Origin of the sequence: Kitasatospora sp. NPDC058046, assembly GCF_042885595.1 — a bacterium.
In the GTDB taxonomy this organism is placed as follows: Bacteria; Actinomycetota; Actinomycetes; order Streptomycetales; family Streptomycetaceae; genus Kitasatospora.
In genome coordinates this window covers 24636-41616 of sequence record NZ_JBHVRS010000011.1, presented here as the reverse complement: position 1 = coordinate 41616, position 16981 = coordinate 24636, and the positions used below count along the sequence as shown (strand labels likewise).

At 72.1% G+C, this 16981-nt stretch carries 13 protein-coding genes and 1 pseudogene; 8 read left to right on the top strand and 6 right to left on the bottom strand.

Going from position 1 to position 16981, the window contains the following annotated elements; all coding sequences use genetic code 11:
* Positions 1–102 precede the first annotated feature (102 nt).
* The 6 genes from ACFVU7_RS22595 (at position 103) to ACFVU7_RS22570 (ending at position 6020) form a co-directional block, all read left to right on the top strand.
* The gene (locus ACFVU7_RS22595; RefSeq protein ID WP_117486442.1) at positions 103–1302 is read left to right on the top strand and encodes a cytochrome P450; all 1200 of its coding nucleotides are present in this window, start codon (positions 103–105) and stop codon (positions 1300–1302) included.
* A 94-nt stretch (positions 1303–1396) separates the two neighbouring features.
* Entirely contained in the window at positions 1397–1594 is a 198-nt protein-coding gene (locus ACFVU7_RS22590) for a ferredoxin (RefSeq protein WP_049654383.1), read from the top strand.
* A complete protein-coding gene (locus ACFVU7_RS22585; protein WP_388046699.1) occupies positions 1591–2799 on the top strand; it encodes an NAD(P)/FAD-dependent oxidoreductase in 1209 nt (402 codons plus the stop codon). The genes ACFVU7_RS22590 and ACFVU7_RS22585 overlap by 4 nt, the downstream gene beginning before the upstream one ends.
* A gap of 163 nt (positions 2800–2962) precedes the next feature.
* Positions 2963–3550, top strand: a complete 588-nt coding sequence (locus ACFVU7_RS22580; protein WP_388046697.1) for a hypothetical protein — start codon at positions 2963–2965, stop codon at positions 3548–3550.
* Between the two features lie 221 nt (positions 3551–3771).
* Entirely contained in the window at positions 3772–5574 is a 1803-nt protein-coding gene (locus tag ACFVU7_RS22575) for an MFS transporter (protein WP_388046945.1), read from the top strand.
* Positions 5571–6020 carry a MarR family winged helix-turn-helix transcriptional regulator gene (locus ACFVU7_RS22570; RefSeq protein ID WP_380777122.1) on the top strand — a complete coding sequence of 150 codons (450 nt, stop codon included), beginning with the start codon at positions 5571–5573 and terminating at the stop codon, positions 6018–6020. The genes ACFVU7_RS22575 and ACFVU7_RS22570 overlap by 4 nt, the downstream gene beginning before the upstream one ends.
* Before the next feature lie 41 nt (positions 6021–6061).
* On the opposite strand, the gene ACFVU7_RS22565 is transcribed toward ACFVU7_RS22570, so the two are convergent.
* Positions 6062–7261 carry an enoyl-[acyl-carrier-protein] reductase FabV gene (locus ACFVU7_RS22565; protein WP_388046695.1) on the bottom strand — a complete coding sequence of 400 codons (1200 nt, stop codon included), beginning with the start codon at positions 7259–7261 and terminating at the stop codon, positions 6062–6064.
* Between the two features lie 360 nt (positions 7262–7621).
* Between ACFVU7_RS22565 and ACFVU7_RS22560 the strand changes: the two genes are divergently transcribed.
* Positions 7622–9331, top strand: coding sequence for a cytochrome bc complex cytochrome b subunit (locus ACFVU7_RS22560; protein WP_388046693.1), 1710 nt, complete (start codon positions 7622–7624; stop codon positions 9329–9331).
* Here the strand turns inward: ACFVU7_RS22560 and ACFVU7_RS22555 are convergent.
* The 5 genes and pseudogenes from ACFVU7_RS22555 to ACFVU7_RS22535 form a co-directional block, all read right to left on the bottom strand.
* The gene (locus ACFVU7_RS22555) at positions 9297–9692 is read right to left on the bottom strand and encodes a cytochrome c oxidase subunit 4 (RefSeq protein WP_049660513.1); all 396 of its coding nucleotides are present in this window, start codon (positions 9690–9692) and stop codon (positions 9297–9299) included. The two genes, ACFVU7_RS22560 and ACFVU7_RS22555, sit on opposite strands and share 35 nt — an antisense overlap.
* Positions 9689–11069 (bottom strand): annotated as a pseudogene (locus tag ACFVU7_RS22550) (cbb3-type cytochrome c oxidase subunit I). Before ACFVU7_RS22550 ends, ACFVU7_RS22555 begins: the two are co-directional and overlap by 4 nt.
* 1464 nt (positions 11070–12533) lie before the next feature.
* Entirely contained in the window at positions 12534–13583 is a 1050-nt protein-coding gene (locus ACFVU7_RS22545; protein WP_388046691.1) for an ATP-binding protein, read from the bottom strand.
* Positions 13580–15094, bottom strand: a complete 1515-nt coding sequence (locus ACFVU7_RS22540) for a Mu transposase C-terminal domain-containing protein (protein WP_388046943.1) — start codon at positions 15092–15094, stop codon at positions 13580–13582. Before ACFVU7_RS22540 ends, ACFVU7_RS22545 begins: the two co-directional genes overlap by 4 nt.
* 356 nt (positions 15095–15450) lie before the next feature.
* Positions 15451–16203: a TnsA-like heteromeric transposase endonuclease subunit gene (locus ACFVU7_RS22535; RefSeq protein ID WP_388046690.1), complete on the bottom strand. Its 753-nt coding sequence runs from the start codon at positions 16201–16203 to the stop codon at positions 15451–15453.
* A 400-nt stretch (positions 16204–16603) separates the two neighbouring features.
* Here ACFVU7_RS22535 and ACFVU7_RS22530 point away from each other — a divergent pair, with 400 nt between their 5' ends.
* On the top strand, positions 16604–16981 hold the full coding sequence (locus ACFVU7_RS22530) for a CU044_2847 family protein (RefSeq protein WP_388046689.1): 378 nt from the start codon (positions 16604–16606) through the stop codon (positions 16979–16981).

The following is a 16981-nucleotide window of genomic DNA, read 5'->3' as shown; positions in this document are numbered from 1 at the left end:
CCCTTTCGCCACCACGGAACGCGAGTTAGCGTGACTTTCAGTTAGTTGCTTTGGGCACGTAACTAGGTGCCCACGGCTCGACTCCCGGAAGGGGATCCACCGATGGCCACCGCCGAGAAGACCCCCCGATTCACCCACCCCGCCGCCCGCGGCACCTGCCCGTTCGCCCCGCCGCCCGCGTACGACCAGGCCCGGCAGGAGGAGCCGGTCAGCCGCGTCACCCTGTGGGACGGCTCCACCAGCTGGCTGGTCACCCGCCACGAGGACGTCAAGGCCGTCCTCTCCGACGCCCGGTTCAGCTCCGACTCCACCCGGCCCGGCTACCCGTTCATCAGCGCGGGCGCCCGGCAGCTGAACACCGGGCGGCCGACCATCATCCGGATGGACGCCCCGGAGCACACCCACTTCCGCCGGATGCTGACCGGCGAGTTCATGATCAAGAAGGTCGAGGCGCTGCGCCCGGAGATCCAGCGGATCGCCGACGACCTGCTGGACCGGATGACCGACGGACGCTCCGGCGCCGACCTCGTCCACGAGTTCGCCCTGCCGCTGCCGTCCCTGGTCATCTGCCTGCTGCTCGGCGTCCCCTACCAGGACCACGACTTCTTCCAGGAGTGCAGCCGCGTCCTGCTGCGCCGCGACTCCGCCGCCGAGGACGTCGCCGACGCCCAGGCCAAGCTGGTCGACTACCTGATCGGGCTCACCGAGACCAAGCGTACCCACCCCGACGACGGCATCCTCAGCCGCCTGGTGGAGCGCGGCGAGCTGAGCACCCAGCAGATCGGCGACATGGGCCGGCTGCTGCTGATCGCCGGACACGAGACCACGGCGAACATGACCGCGCTCTCCGTGCTCGCCCTGCTGCGCAACCCCGACCAGCTCGCCCACCTGCGCGAGCACCCCGAGTCCGTGCCCGGCGCGGTCGAGGAGCTGCTGCGCTACCTGACCATCGTGCACTCCGGCGTGACCCGGGTCGCCACCGAGGACGTCGACCTGGGCGACGTGCGGATCGCGGCGGGCGAAGGCGTCATCTGCATGGTCAACACCGCCAACCGGGACGAGCGGGAGTTCCCCGACGGCGACGAGCTCGACCTGACCCGCGACGCCCGCCGCCACCTGGCCTTCGGCTTCGGCGCCCACCAGTGCCTGGGACAGCCGCTCGCCCGGCTGGAGTTGCAGATCGCGCTGGCCACCATCCTGCGCAGACTGCCCGGACTGCGCCTGACCGTACCGTTCGAGGAGGTCCGCTTCCGCGGCGAGATGCTCATCTACGGCGTCCACGAGCTGCCGATCGCCTGGTGACCCGGGCTCCCCCGGGAGCCCCCGGAACCACACCAACCCACCTGCCCCGCACCGGAGTCCACACCGCCGGGGCGCCCGTTCCGAAAGGAAGACCATGCTCGTCCGGATCGACCAGGAGAAGTGCTGCGGCGCCGGGCACTGCGTGCTCGCCGCCCCCGACGTCTTCGACCAGCGCGACGAGGACGGCATCGTCGTCCTGCTCGACGCCCGACCGCCCGCCGAACTCCACCAGGCCGTCCGGGACGCCGCCGCGGTCTGCCCGGCCTCGGCCATCACCCTGGACCAGGCGTGACCGCACTGCGGGACGTGGCCGTGGTCGGCGCCGGCGCGGCCGGCCTGCACGCCGCCGAGGCGCTGCGCCGGGCCGGCTACGACGGCCGCCTCACCCTGATCGGGGCCGAGCCCGAACCGCCGTACGACCGGCCGCCGCTGTCCAAGCACCTGCTCGGCGGGGAGTGGCAGCCCGACCGCCTGGCCCTGCGCGGCCCCGAGGCGCTGGAGGAGCTCCGGCTCGACCTGCGCCTCGGGGTCCGGGCCGAGCGGCTGGACCGCCGGGAGCGGACCGTCCGGCTCTTCGACGGCGGACGGGTGCGCTGCGAGGCCGTCATCGTGGCCACCGGGGTCCGCCCGCGCCGGCTCCCGGGCGCCGACGCTCCCCGGCCCGGGGCGCACGTGCTGCGCACCCTCGCCGACGCCCTCGCCCTGCGCGAGGAACTGCGCGCGGGCGTAAGGCTGTTGGTGGTCGGCGGCGGGCTGCTCGGCGCCGAGGCGGCGGCCACCGCCGTCGGGCTCGGCGCCGAGGTGACCTGGCTGACCTCCACCGCCACGCCGCTGGCCGCCGTCCTCGGCAGCGAGACGGCCGCGCTGCTGGCCGGCCTGCACCGCGAGCACGGGGTGCGGCTGCACCGGGGCGTGGCCACCGGACTGCTCGAACGGCGCGGCCGGGCCGTCGGCGTCCGGCTCGCCGACGGCTCCGAACTGGCCGCCGACGCCGTGCTGATGGCCGTCGGCTCCGAACCGGCCACCGAGTGGCTGGCCGGCAGCGGCGTCCCGCTGGACGACGGCGTGGTCTGCGACGCCTACTGCGCCGCCGGCCCCGGCGTCTGGGCGGCCGGGGACGCCGCCTCCTGGCCCGACCCGCGCACCGGCCGCCACCACCGCCTCGAACAGCGCACCAACGCCACCGAGCAGGCCATGCACGCGGCCCGGAACCTGCTGGCCGGCCCGGACGGCGAACGGCAGGCCTACCGGCCGGTCCCGTACCTGTGGACCGACCAGTACGGGCTGCGGGTCCAGGTGTTCGGCCGGCCCGGCGGCGCCGAGCGGTTCGAGGTGGTCGACGGCAGCCTGGCGGAGCACCGCTTCGCCGCCGTCTGCGTCCGGGACGGCCTGGTCACCGGCGCGGTCGGGATCGCCTCCGCCCGGGCGCTGCGCGGGCTGCGCGCCCAGGTCGCGGCGCACGGCCCGTGGCCGCCCGAGCAGGCCGAGCAGGCCTGAGCCGCCCCGCCGCTGCCGCCCCGCCACCGCAGCCCTGCCGGTGCCGCCCGCCGTCCCCGCCCGCCAACCGGGCGAGGCGGCGGGCGGACCGGCATGGTGCGAGGGCCCCGGCACGGCCCCGCCCGGAGACTGGTGGCCCGCCGCCGGCCAGGGGAGAGAGCGCATGGACGACCGCAGCCACCGAGCCGCCCGGGGGCCCGCCCCCGCCCCGGGGGTGACCTCGCGGGCCGGGGTCCTGGGCACCGCGCTGGCCGCCGTCCTCGCCTTCTCGCTCTCCTCCGGCTCCTGGCAGTGGTTCTCCACCTACCTCGGGCTGACCCTCCTCGCGGTGGTCCTCTCCTCCACCCGCCCGCCGGCCCGCGCGACCGACGCCGGGTCCGGCTACGCCCGGAGCCTGGCCGCCTACACGCTCGTCATCGGACTGTGCGTGGCCCTCGCCCTGGCCCCGGCGATGCAGCGCTGGTCCTGGCTGTTCCCGATGCCGGGCACCCGCCGCGACTGCCCCCGCCTGGGCGACTACGCCCGGCTGCAGGCCCAGGCCTCCCTCGGCGACCTGGCCGCCCGGGACGGCGCCGCGCTCGCCGCCGCCCAGGGCGAACAGGCCGGGCACGCCGTCGCCGACTGCCTGTCCGCGACCACCACGCTCTGGCTGCCCGTGTACGCGCTGGCCGCCGCACTGCTGGCCGCGCTCGCCGTCCGACTGCTGGACCGGGGCGGCCGCCGGGGACCCTCCCGGTCCGTCGAGGGCTGAGGGGCGACGGAGGGCGGACGGGCGGCGCGCCCCGGGCACTCCCCCGCGCTCCCCGTGCCCCGGCCGGGTCTACCGGTCGAACATCCGCCGGACTATCGTTAGTTGGCGGAAGCTATCGAATTCCCCACGCCGACCCGCCGGCCGGCCCGCAGGAGGCAGCGGTGGCGACACGACTCTCCGACGGCGGCAGGACGGGGCGGCCGCACCCGGCCGGCCACGGTGTGGCACCGGAGCACCCCCGGTACAAGTGGGTGGCGCTGTCCAACACCACGCTCGGCACCCTGATCGCCACCGTCAACGCCTCGATCGTGCTGATCTCGCTGCCCGCGATCTTCAACGGCATCGGCCTGGACCCGCTCCGCCCCGGCAACGTCAGCTACCTGCTGTGGATGCTGATGGGCTACATGCTGGTCACCGCCGTGCTGGTGGTCACCCTCGGCAGACTGGGCGACATCCACGGCCGGGTGCGGATCTACAACGCGGGCTTCCTGATCTTCACCCTCACCTCGGTGGCACTCTCCCTCGACCCGCTGCACGGCGGGCCCGGGGCCCTGTGGCTGATCGGCTGGCGGGTCGTGCAGGCGGTCGGCGGGGCGATGCTGATGGCCAACTCGGCGGCGATCATCACCGACGCCTTCCCGGCCCGCCAACGCGGCACAGCCCTGGGGGTGAACATCGTCGCGGGCATCGCCGGGTCCTTCATCGGCCTGGTCCTGGGCGGGCTGCTGGCCGAGTGGAACTGGCGGTCGATCTTCTGGGTCAATGTGCCGATCGGCATCCTCGGCACGGTCTGGGCCTACCGGTCGCTGCGCGAGACCGGGGTGCGCAAGCCCGCCCGGATCGACTGGTGGGGCAACATCACCTTCGGCGTCGGCCTGACCGCCCTGCTAGCCGCGATCACCTACGGCATCCAGCCGTACGGCGGCCACACCATGGGCTGGACCAACCCCTGGGTGCTGGCCGGACTGTTCGGCGGGGTGGCCCTGCTCGCCGTCTTCTGCCTGGTCGAGTCCCGCACCGCCGAGCCGATGTTCCCGCTCTCGCTCTTCCGCGACCCGGTCTTCGCGGGCGGCAACGCGGCCACCCTGCTGGGCTCGATCGCCCGCGGCGGGCTGCAGTTCATGCTGATCATCTGGCTGCAGGGCATCTGGCTGCCGCTGCACGGCTACGACTACGCCGACACCCCGCTGTGGGCCGGGATCTACCTCGTCCCGCTGACCGTCGGCTTCCTGGCCGCCGGACCGGTCGCCGGCTACCTGTCCGACCGCGCCGGGGCCCGGCTCTTCGCCGCCGGCGGACTGGTGGTGATGGCGCTGTCCTTCGCCGGGCTGCTCCTGCTGCCCACCGACTTCGGCTACCCGTGGTTCGCCCTGCTGGTGTTCGTCAACGGCCTGGGCGGCGGCCTGTTCGCCGCCCCCAACACCTCGCTGATCATGTCCAGCGTGCCGGCCGCCGCCCGCGGCGCGGCCTCCGGCATGCGGGCCACCTTCCAGAACGCCGGCATGGTGCTGTCGATCGGCGTCTTCTTCTCCCTGATGGTGGCCGGCCTGGCGGGCTCGCTGCCGCACACGCTCACCGCCGGACTGACCGCCCAGGGCGTGCCCGCCGCCGACGCGCACGCCATCGCCTCGCTGCCGCCGGTGGGCACCCTGTTCGCGGCCTTCCTCGGGTACAACCCGATCCAGCAGCTGCTGGGCCCGCAGGTGCTCGGGCAGCTGCCGGCGGACAACGTCCGGACGCTGACCGGCCGGGAGTTCTTCCCCCAGCTGATCTCGGGGCCCTTCCATGACGGGCTGGTGGTGGTGTTCTGGCTGGCGATCGCGATGTCGCTGGTCGCCGCGGCCGCCTCGCTGGTGCGCGAGCGGACCCGGCCCGCCGCCGCGCGTCCGGCCTCCGCACCGTCCGGCTCCGTACCGTCCGGCGCCTCACCCTCCGGTGCCTCACCCTCCGGTGCCTCACCGGCCACCACCGCGCCCGCCCCCGCACGGCCCGCCGCCCCGCCGACGAAGGAGCCCGGGCCGTGAGCGCGGACGGCGGCGGCCTGTCCGCCGAGGCCGTCGTCCGGCTCCGACTGGCGATCGGCCGGCTCAACCGCCAGCTGGTCCGCGCCTCCGGCGACCAGGACCTCACCGCCGCCCAGCTCTCCGCCCTGGCCCGGGTGGAGCAGCACGGGCCGCTGCGGCTCGGCGAACTCGCCGCACGCGAGGGCGTAGCGGTGCCGTCCATGGTCCGTACGGTCACCCCGCTGGTCGCCGACGGACTGGTCGCCAAGACCCCCGACCCGCAGGACGGACGCTCCCAGCTGCTCGCCCCCACCCCCCTCGGGCTGGAGACGCTGGCCCGGATCCGCCGCGAGCGCACCGCCCTGCTGGCCCGCCGCAGCGCCCGGCTCAGCCCCGAGCAGTGCCGCGCCCTGGAGGCGGCCCTGCCCCTCCTGGAACTGCTGCTCGACGAACCCGGCGCCCCCTGACCCGGGTCCGTGACGGCCCCGGTCCGCCGACGGCCGGACCGCTACCGCTGCCCCGGCCAGGGCACCGAGGTCTCCACCCCGACGGTGTAGTCGACGCCGGGGACGTCCCAGCCGTACAGCTGCCGGAACTGGTTGTAGAACCAGGCGGCCCCGGCCGGGTCGGCGGCCAGCGCGGCCGCCGGGTCGGCCCACAGCTCCCGCACCCGGTCCTGCGCGGCGGGGTCGAGCTCCCAGCCGTCCAGGCGGATGCGGCCCCGGTCGTCCAGGGCGGGTTCCCTCACGCCGGTCAGCTGCTCCCACAGGTCCACGGCCTGGTCGTCGGTCGTGCGCCAGCCGTCCTCGCCGAGGACGTTGCGCAGCAGCGAGGTGTAGAGGGCGATGGAGGGGATGGCGGTGGACGCCTGGGTGACGGCCGCGCCGGCGACCACGGTGAACGCCCGGCCGCGGTCGGCGAGCACCCCGGTCTGCAGCTCCCGGGCGGTGGCCTCCAGGTGCTCCTTGGCGGCGCCGATCGTGCCCTGCCGGTAGACCGGCGCGGTGATCTCGGAGCCGACGTAGGACAGGGCCACGGTGGTGAAGCCGGGGGCGAGCAGGTCCGCCTCGGCCAGCGCCCGCACCCACAGCCCCCAGTCCTCGCCGCCCATCACCTTGACGGTCGCCGCCCGCTCGGCCTCGTCGGCCGGGGCGAGGTCGACGGTGCCGACCTGCGGGGCCCCGTCGTCGAAGAGCAGGGACGGCGAGGTGTACGGGGAGCCGATCGGCTTGATCACCGAGTGGTGGACCTCGCCGGTGGCCGGGTCGGTGCGCCGGGGCGAGGCCAGCGAGTAGACGAGGTGGTCGACCGGGCCGTACCGCTCGGCGAGCAGCTTGAGCACCTCGGCGCGGGTGGCGTCGGCGTAGGCGTCGGCGTTGAGGAAGGTGACGTCGCCCCCGCTGCCCTCGGCCAGGGCGGAGGTCGCGGCGGTGCGGTACCAGCCGGCGGTGGCGGTGCGCCGCTCGGTGGCGGCGCCCTCGTAGGCGACGCCGATCCCGCGGACGCCGTGGCGGCGCAGCCCGGCGAGCAGGATCGCCTGGCCGTACCCGGCGCTGGCGCCGAGGACCAGGACGACCGGGGCCCGGCCGGTCGCGGCCGCGGGCTCGATGCGCCGCCACTGGCGGTCGACGGTGGCCTCGCTGCCGGCCGGGTGGGAGTTGACGATCAGGTAGCCCCGCTGCTTGGGGGTGATCTGCTGGATGCTCACGCGGTGGCGCCCTCTCCGATCCGGAGATCGTGATCAAGGTGTCGGTCGTCCGGAGCCTATCCGCGCCGGCGGGCGCCGCCCTTGCCATGCCGTCACGGAAGTTGCGGCCCGCGGTTGTCGGGGGTCGTCATTGCGGCGGGCGTCCCGCTTGGGCTATCCCGCTGGGCGGTCCACGAGGTCCCCCGGTCGATCTCCACGAGGTCCCTCCGGTCGGTGACGTTCCCTGGTCGCACCGTGCCGGCCGTGCTGCTGTCCCGGGCGGCTCACCGCAACGGCCGCCCGTTCCGCCGTTGGAGTGCTCTGCCGCCGCCGACCGCGCTCGGCCGCCCCGCGTGCCGTACGGCCCACTAGGTTCCTGCCGTGGACGAAACCAGGGCTTCGAACGGGCACCAGCCGTCCGCCGGCGAGCGCGTCACGGCCCGCCTGGACGGGCGGCTGCCGGTCACGGAGGCGGGCCGGGAGCTGCTGCGCAAGGTCTTCCCGGACCACTGGTCGTTCCTGCTCGGCGAACTCGCGCTGTACAGCTTCGTGGTGCTGCTGCTGACCGGCGTCTACCTGACCTTCTTCTTCCGGCCGAGCATGAACGAGGTCGTCTACCAGGGCGCCTACCTGCCGCTCGACGGCGTCCGGGTGTCCGAGGCGTACGCGTCGACCCTGCGGATCAGCTTCGAGGTGCGGGGCGGACTGCTGATCCGTCAGATCCACCACTGGTCGGCCCTGTTGTTCGCCTCGGCGATCGGCGCGCACCTGCTGCGGGTGTTCTTCACCGGGGCGTTCCGCCGCCCGCGCGAGCTCAACTGGGTGATCGGGGTGACGCTGTTCAACCTGGCGCTGCTGGAGGGGTTCTCCGGCTACTCGCTGCCCGACGACACCCTCTCCGGCACCGGCCTGCGGATCGCCGAGGGCGTGCTGCTCTCGGTGCCGCTGGTCGGCACGTACCTCACCCTGTTCGCCTTCGGCGGCGAGTTCCCCGGGCACGACGTCATCCCCCGGCTGTTCACCGTGCACGTCCTGCTGGTGCCCGGCCTGCTGCTGGCCCTGGTCGGGGCGCACCTGACGCTGGTGGTGGTGCTGAAGCACACCCACTGGGCCGCCCCCGGCCGTACCAACCGCAACGTGGTGGGGATGCCGTTCTTCCCCCAGTTCCTGACCCGCACGACGGGCCTGCTGTTCGCGGTGGGCGGCGTGATGGCGCTCTCGGCGTTCCTCGCCGAGGTCAACCCGGTCTGGCGGTACGGCTCCTACCGCCCCGACGTGGTCGGCACGGGCGCGCAGCCGGACTGGTACATCGGCTTCATCGAGGGGGCGCTGCGGCTGATGCCGGCCGCGGAGACCAGGGTGCTCGGGCACACCCTGTCCTGGAACGTGCTGCTGCCCGCCCTGGTGGTGCCCGGCCTGCTGTTCGCGGCGCTGTACGCCTACCCCTTCGTCGAACGGTGGCTCGACCCCGGCACCGGCGAGCACCACCTGTGCGACCGCCCGCGCAACAAGCCCACCCGCACCGCGCTGGGCACCGCCGGGATCACCGTCTACGCGGTGCTGCTGGTCGCCGGCGGCAACGACGTGATCGCGTACACCTTCGGGCTCGACGTCAACGCGCTCACCGTGGTGCTGCGGACGGCGCTGGTCGTGCTGCCGCCGGTGGTCTTCCTGCTCACCCGGCGCCTCTGCCTGGCCCTCCAGGCCCGGGACCGCGACCGGCTGCTGGACGGCGACGAGACCGGCCGGATCGACCAGGCCCAGGACGGCGGCTTCTCCGGCCACCACCGCCCGCTGCCCGAGGCCGAGCGGTACGTGCTGCTGGCGCGCGCCGCGGCCGAGCCGGTCACCGCCCCGCAGGGGGCGCCACGGCACGAGCGGGTGCGCGCCGCCGCGAGCTCCTGGTTCCACCGCGACCGGGTCGAACTGCCAGCCACCGCAAGGGAGTCGGAGCGGATGGCGGCCGTCCTCACCTCCCCGGCCCACCCCGCTCCCCCGGCCGTCCCGGCGCCCGGGGCGGGCCCGGGCGGCCCGCTCCGGCGGCTGCTGCGCCGGCTCAGCCCGCGCCGTGGTCGCGGTACTGGAAGATGAAGCCGGCGACGGCGAGCGCGAGCACCAGGGCGCCGACGACGATCAGCCACCGCGCGAACACCAGCCCGAGGGCGAAGACCGTCACGCCGACCGCCGCGAGGACCGGGTAGCCGCTGCGGGCCGGGAAGAACCCCACCGGCCCGGCGGCCTCCGCGATCTCGGCCTCCTCGCGGTCCTGCGCCCGGCCGCCGCCCGACCGCCGGTACTGGACGAACCAGAACAGCGCGACCAGACCGGACATCAGGAACGCCACCGTCAGGATCGCCTTGCCGGCCGGCTCCCGGGCCCAGAGGCCGTAGACCAGCCCGGTCACCGCGAAGAACGCGGTCATCACCGCGAACAGCCACCCCTCCGCCTTCACCGCCCGCTCCCCCGTCCGCCGGTACGGCCGTACGGCACACCGGACGCGCCGGTCGGCGACTCCGCCGCGGACACCTCCGGATGGTGCAGATCGAAGGCCGGCGACTCCGAGCGGATCCGGGGCAGCGCGTGGAAGTTGTGCGGCGGCGGCGGGCTGGAGGTGGCCCACTCCAGCGACCGGCCCCAGCCCCACGGGTCGTCCTCGGCGACCTTCTCGCCGTACCTGGTGGTCCGCCAGACGTTGTAGAAGAACGGCAGGTTGGAGACCCCGAGCAGGAACGAGCCGATCGAGGCGCACACGTTCAGGGCCGTGAAGGTGGCGAAGACGACCGTCCCGAACAGCACGTAGTGCAGGTGGGCCACCACGAAGTAGCTGTCGGTGACGTGGAAGTCGATCGGCGGCGCCGCCAGCAGCACCCCGCTCAGCCCGCCGAACAGGAAGGTCACCAGGAAGCCGACCGACCAGAGCATCGGGGTCTCGAAGGAGAGCGAGCCGTTCCACATCGTCCCGACCCAGTTGAAGAACTTCACCCCGGTGGGCACCGCGATGAGGAAGGACATCATCGCGAAGAACGGCAGCAGCACCTGGCCGGTGGCGAACATGTGGTGCGCCCACACCGACATGGACAGCGCGGTGATGGCGATGGTCGCGCCGACCATCCCGTGGTAGCCGAACAGCGGTTTGCGGCTGAACACCGGGATGATCTCGCTGATGACGCCGAAGAACGGCAGCGCGACGATGTAGCGCGGCGGTCAGCACCGGGAAGGCCAGCAGCACCATGACCGAGGTGAACAGCACGTTCCAGGTGAAGACCGGCATCCGGAACAGCGTCATGCCCGGCGCCCGCAGGCAGGTGATGGTGGTGATGAGGTTGACCGCGCCCAGGATGGTGCCGAGGCCGGCCACCACCAGGCCGAACGCCCACAGGTCCCCGCCCGCCCCCGGCGAGAACAGCGGGCCGTTCAGCGGCGCGTAGGCGAACCAGCCGAAGGAGGGCGCGCCCCCGGTGGTGAGGAAGCCGCTCAGCACCGTCAGCCCGCCCAGCAGGAACGCCCAGTAGGTGAAGGCGTTCAGCCGGGGGAAGGCGACGTCCGGCGAGCCGATCTGCAGGGGCATGATCGCGTTGGCGAACCCGGCGAAGGTCGGGGTGGCGAACAGCAGCAGCATGATCGTGCCGTGCATGGTGAACAGCTGGTTGTACCGCTCGTTCGACAGCAGCCCGGTCTCCGGCCCCAGCAGCTGGGCCCGCATCAGCAGCGCGAGCACGCCCCCGACCAGGAAGAAGCCGAAGGCCGTCGCCAGGTAGAGGTTCCCGATGACCTTGTGGTCCGTGGTGAACAGCCAGCGCAGCAGCGTGCTGCCCTGCCGGACCCTCACCCGGGTGCGGTCCCGCGCGGGGGGGCGGCGCGGTGGACGAAGCGTTCATGGAACCTCCGCAGCGGAGCCGGTGACGCCCCCGGTCGCGGCGCCGACCCCCTCCCCGGCCCGGCGGAGGGCCCGCCCTCGCACGCCATCGCCGACCCTAGCGGCGGCGGCCCGGGCCGCCGGGGCGCCACTGACCTGTCTCAACGAAGTTAGTCGGCAGGGGCGCCGGTGACCTGGGCGGACTGGATTGAGTGAGACGGCCGCAGTGCTTCAGACATCAACGGACCGCTTCAAATTTCGATACGCCGTTGCCACCAGGGAAGATCTTGTGAAGCGAACGGGTCATTGACCGTTCTGTCGAGGATTCGGGCGTCGACGGGAGCCAACGCGGCTCGCAGCTCTCGCCGTGCCCGGGATCGCAGGTTCCATGCCGTCACTTCCAGCAGCGTGCGGATGTGCCCGGTTGGGACGTCGGAGTACCCGTAGCGCCACTCTTCATCACTACGAGGTCGCCCGGCCCGCAGGGCCCAGCGTCGGAAGGCGAGCGCAACGTCACCTCTCGGCAAGCCTCGTTTGCGCTCGAAGACAGCTATCTCTCGGTTCGCTGACGCAGACAGTCCTCGTATGACGGTTCGTCTGGCGTGCCTTGTGTCTCGAAACGGCAGCTGAGACCTGATCTCGCCCGGTGTGCGGCGAGGCATGTCGACTTCCTGAAGGTGCCGGTGCTGGCAGGTCTCCGAACGTTAGCCCATCCGCCAACGATCCTCAAGGCCCACCCGAGGCATAGGCAGTGCGCTTGTTCCGACCCACATAGCGCAAAGGTTGGAACACTGCCTCTTCACGAGTCGTCTTGGGGTTGCTGATCCTTGTGTCGCTGAGCGATCCGGCGCTGTTCGTACTCGGTTCGTCGGCAGTAGAGCGAGCACCACTTGGGAGGGCGACCCCTGGAGGAGAGAGCAGGAAGAGGCGAGCCGCAGTATGCGCAGTCCGTCCGACGGAACGCCTTCAAGGCGGCTTCCTGGCAGGCTTGTGAGCACCAGCGGAGTTGCTTGCCTTCGCCAAGGTCCGCCGCGCAGTGCTGGCAGCGGGAGGTGATGGGCTTCCAGAGCTGCGGGGCCAGATCAGGACGGTTCCGAAAGAGTGTTTCTTGCCGACAGCGATGGGAACACCAGCGAGCCGAGTTGCTGGCCACTTGAGCGGCTATCCGTGTGTCGATGAGATGCCCATCGCAGCCGATGCACCGGCCGGGGCCCAGGATCCGCCGCAGCGTTGCAGTCTTGCGATGAGCAACGGCGGCCAGCCGCTCGATGTCGACACGGCCGGTGTGGCGGGGTGGGGGACGCAGGAATGCCCTCAGGTGCCCCGGCTTGAGGTAGTTGGCTTGGGCCAGGCGTTCGATGTAGGCGTCGATAGTCTCCCCGAACCTCGGGCGGACGCGGATGGGCAACGGAGTTGGGCGGCCCGAAGGCATATCGATCACCGTCTGACCATCTTCTTCAGCGGTGGCAATGTCGATTCTGCGGCATGGTCCAGGGGGATATCGTCGAGTGCTTCTTTGGTCACGCGTTCGGTCCCGCCCAGGATCGCGTCGATCGCGGCGCCCCGAATGGCGTGGGACAACGCTCCGATCATGCCGTCGGCCCGGTTGTGGAGGTAGCGGTCCAGCTTCACCAGGCTGCCCTGCGGGTGGTCGTGCAGGAGCAGGGTCTGTTCCATGGTCGCGACCAGGCCCTTCCACTCGTTGCCGTAGGGGAACGGGCGGGTGGGGACGAGGGTAAAGCGGCCCGCGATCTGGGCGCCCCGGGTGCCGGTAAGGAGTTCGCTGGTCTCCAGGCCGATACCCGCATAGACGAACGTCGCGGGGATGCGCTCGGAGAAGTACTTCAGGGTGTCAGAGACCTCACCGCCGGCCCGCGTGACCTGCGAGACGTTGTGAATCTCGTCCACCAGTACCAAACCGGTGCGGGAGTCCGTGCAGACACCGACCACGGCCTCGATGATGTCCGTCATGTTCGACCGGGGGCGGACCGGCAGGCCCAGGAAGCGCGCGAACTCGGCAGCGACCATGCGGGCGGTCGCGGCAGGCGGGACGGTGATGTAGAGCACCGGGATGCGGTCGGCGACGTTCGGGTGTCGGGCCCGGTCGAGGAGTTCGTGGGCGAGCCCGAGTTGGGTGATGGCGCTGGTCTTGCCCGTGCCCGGCAGGCCGGAGACCATCAGGCCGCGGCGGGCGCTGATCGCGTGCCGGTTGAGCAGGACCAGACGGCGGCCGCAGACCACCGTCTTCTCGACGAACGAGGTGGCGACCACGAGCATCCGGGCGTGATGGTCGAGCCGGTCCTCGTCGTAGAGGGCCCGCTCTGCTGGGGACAGCCGACGCAGTTCGTCGGAGGACAGCAGGACCGGGGGTCCGGGCGGGCCGGCGGCGAACGTCCGCCATCCGTCCAGGGTGGTGAGTTGGCGGTTGGCCGCAGCATCGGCCTCGTGCAGGGCGGTTCGGCGGCCTGCCGGTTCAGGGACGGTCACGGACGTCTCCAGGGGTTGGCGAGCGGGTCGAACAGACCCAGCGGGATGACCTTGGCCAGCTCGGTGTCCGGCTCTTCGCCCGGCGTGGGTTCGGCGGCGGGTGGGTCCGGGATCGGTCGGTCGGGGGTGGTGGCCCGGGTCTGGGCGGCGACGCGGCGAGAACGCTTGGCCGCAGGGCCCTTCTCCAGTGCGGGGCCCCGGTGGGCCCGCCGCAGCAGGGCAGCGGCGGCGTCCGCGATCTGCTCCTCGGTGCCGCCTGGGACCTGATCGCAGGCGTGGTCCCAGGCCAGCTCTCCGAACGGGACGCCGACGCGGCGAAGATGCTTCCAGAACACGGTGATCCACCGGTCGCTCTGGCGGTCGCGTACCCAGATCCGAGAGATGTCGTAGGGGTCGTAGTGGATCTCCCACAGACCCTTCTTCTCCGCCACCCCGGAGTGCTGGCGACGCAGTGGACCCAACTCGACGTCGTCGTAGGTGCGGTGCTTGATTCGGATGCCGTAGGCGTTGATCGCCTGCCAGCGCTCGGGCAGCAGCTCGATGTAGTCCTCGCCGTTCAGCGGGACCGGGACGTAGCCGCAGGACTCCACCAGCGTGGCGTACTTCTCGTTCGGCGAGAACGCCCGCTTCGGTGCCTGCGGGTCACGCAGCCCGTCATGCGGCCTGGTTTGCCAGACCGCGACAGTCCACTCGTCAAGAAGGCTCTGCAACTCGGATAACGACCACAGCGGCCCGTCCTCCAGCTTCCGGCCCCGCCGGTCCGCGGTCGAACCGGTGTAGCCCGCGACGAACTGAGCGAACAGCGTGGCCACCGAGCCCAGGGTCTTCTCGATCGTGCCCTTGTCCGTCGGGGTTGCCTTGTGGGCCGGCTGCAGGTTGATCCCCAAATAGCGGCAGGACGCCCGGAAGTTGTTCGAGATGAACACCTTGCCGTGGTCGCAGACGAGCGTCTCCGGAACGATCACCGGCCGTGCCGCGGCGTGCTCCAGGCGCTCGTCCAAGCTCAGCAGCCGCCGGTGCGGCAGCACCGAACGGGACATCAGCAGGGCTTCCGACCAGCCTGGTCGCATAGCCTCCGGGGTGACGCTGCGGGCCAGCAGCGCGGAGGCGTCGGCCGCTTTCGTCGTCGGCCGCAGCACCGCTGCGGTGATCGACCTGGTCGCGATGTCGACCATCGCGGTCAGCTCGACCTTCTCCGCGATGCCGTCGTCCAGCCGCACCAGCACGTCCAGCGGTGTCGAGTCGATCTGCATGAGCTCCCCCGGCGCGCTGGCCGGCACTTCCCCGAACGGGCCGGGTGGCCGTGCGTTGACCGACCGGCGCGTGCGGGCCGAGCCCGTCGCATGAGTGCCGGTCGCCAGCTTGCCGTAGAGCCGGTAGAGGGTAGCCCGGGAAGGAACCTCGACATCGGCGGCCTCCTCCTGGCCGGCCAGGATCTCCTTGGCCCGCCAGACGATGAACCCGATCGTCTTCGACGAGTCCTCGGCCGTCTCGCCGATCGCCTGTCGCATCGCCTCCACCACCACCGCATCGACCATGCCGAAAGGAGGCATCTGCTTGGCGGACCGGCCGTCGGCCAGCCCGACCAGTCCGTCACGCTGATAGCGCTGGCGCCGCTGCTTGATCCCGCTGGCTGTCACCGGGTGCCCGACCGCCGTCAGCTCGGCCGCCTTGGCTCGCTCACGCTCGGCCAGCGAGTTCCGTCGCGGATCGAACTCCGACCGCGGCACCGCTCCTTCGGAAGCGTCCAACGGCAGGCCGTGCAGCACTTCGAGAATGTGCCCCTCCCACCAACGGGCCTGTTCGGCCGCCGTCTCGGGAAACTCCGCGATCCGGGCCGTGGGCGGGACCTTCCGCCCCCTCCCGCTCACTGGACACCCCCGGCGGCCAGGCTCACGACCGTGCGCGGTCCCATCAGCTCGACCGCCAGCCCCTTGACGGCCAGTTCCTGGAGCCAGAGCAGATGAAAGAGAGTGGGCAGCGTCGCGAGCCGGTCACCCGCGGTGTCGACTCCCCGAAACAACGGGCCCGGCTCCGCGAAGACCTCCCGCAGCCGGTCGGCAACCGGGCGGCGCAGGCACCGCGGGTGCCGGTAGCGCGACAGCCACCGTACGTTCGCCAGCAGCACCGCCTCCGGCGTCCCGACCCGCTCGAACCCCCACCCAGCCTGAGCGCAGGCCAGCCTCGTCACCTCGAACGCTTCCGGGTCCTTCGGCTCGATCCGCTCATGCGCGCGGACGTCGATGACCACTGCCGAGCCATCCGTATGGCGGGCGAAGTAGTCCGGGGCGTGCCGACGTTCTCGTTCGCCGTCGTGCCAGTGCAGCCAGAACGGCTGCGAGGCAATGCCCGTCACCTTCGGGTCGAAGTCCAGGAGCAGGAGTTGATCCCGCTCCAGCCAGGACTCGAAGCCGACGTGCTGCCCGGTTGTCGCGGCCCAGTACCAGCCTGCGAAGTGACGCTCACCGCGAGACCACCGAAAGGGCCGCACCGGTTCCACGTCCTCGAATCGGGTCGTCACACAGTCCAATAGTGGACGCCGTTGCCGCTCGCGTACGGGGTCCACGTACGACAACTCGACACACGGTCGCGGAAGATCCACCCCAACCGGAACAGCCACTCAGCACCCCCAGCGCGATCACCTACACGCCTAGGTTCACTGAGACAGAAGGCGAAGCGACTGGGTTCGCTGAGTAAACGACTCGATTGAGTGAGAGCGGTCAGCCACGCGGTACGGCCCGTCGACCGGGCGCGGCGCTCCCTGGTCAACCGACAGAATCCTGTGACGTTGGGTTTCGTGCAGGGTTCAGCGGCTCCCTTCCCCGTGACATGGAGATCGTTTCCCAGGTCGGTGTTCACGGGTGGCCCCATGACCTGGTGGTCGTGCTGCCGTTCGGGCGGCAGGTCAGGTTGCTCCAATCATGGCTACTTGTCGGGGAGTTCGAGGTTTCACCATGTGTCGGTGCGCGTACTACGGTGTGGGCCTGGCCGTCGTGGGGCGGCGCTTGGGGAGGGTTGTCGTGGGACACCAGTTGGTGCGGGTGCCGTTGGACGGCGGGGGTTCGGTCCTCGTTGAGGCAGAGGAGACCGTGGCGGGGCCGGTGAAGGCAGGCCGGGTTGGCGACGCGGTGCGGGAGCTTCCGGAGAGTCTTGGGGCGGCGCTGGAGCCGGTGACCGGCCTGGCGCGTACGGTGCTGGCGCGGTTGCGGGAGGCGGGGCCGGCGGAGGTGGAGGTGGAGTTCGGGGTCGACCTCTCCGCTGCGGCCGGGGTGGTGATCACGAAGACCGCGGCCAAATGCCATCTGACAGTGCGTGTGACGTGGCGCAAGGACCAGGGCGACGGGGCTGCGGCTCGCAGGGCCGACGCTCCCGAGGGCGAAGACGAGCCGGAGGCCTGA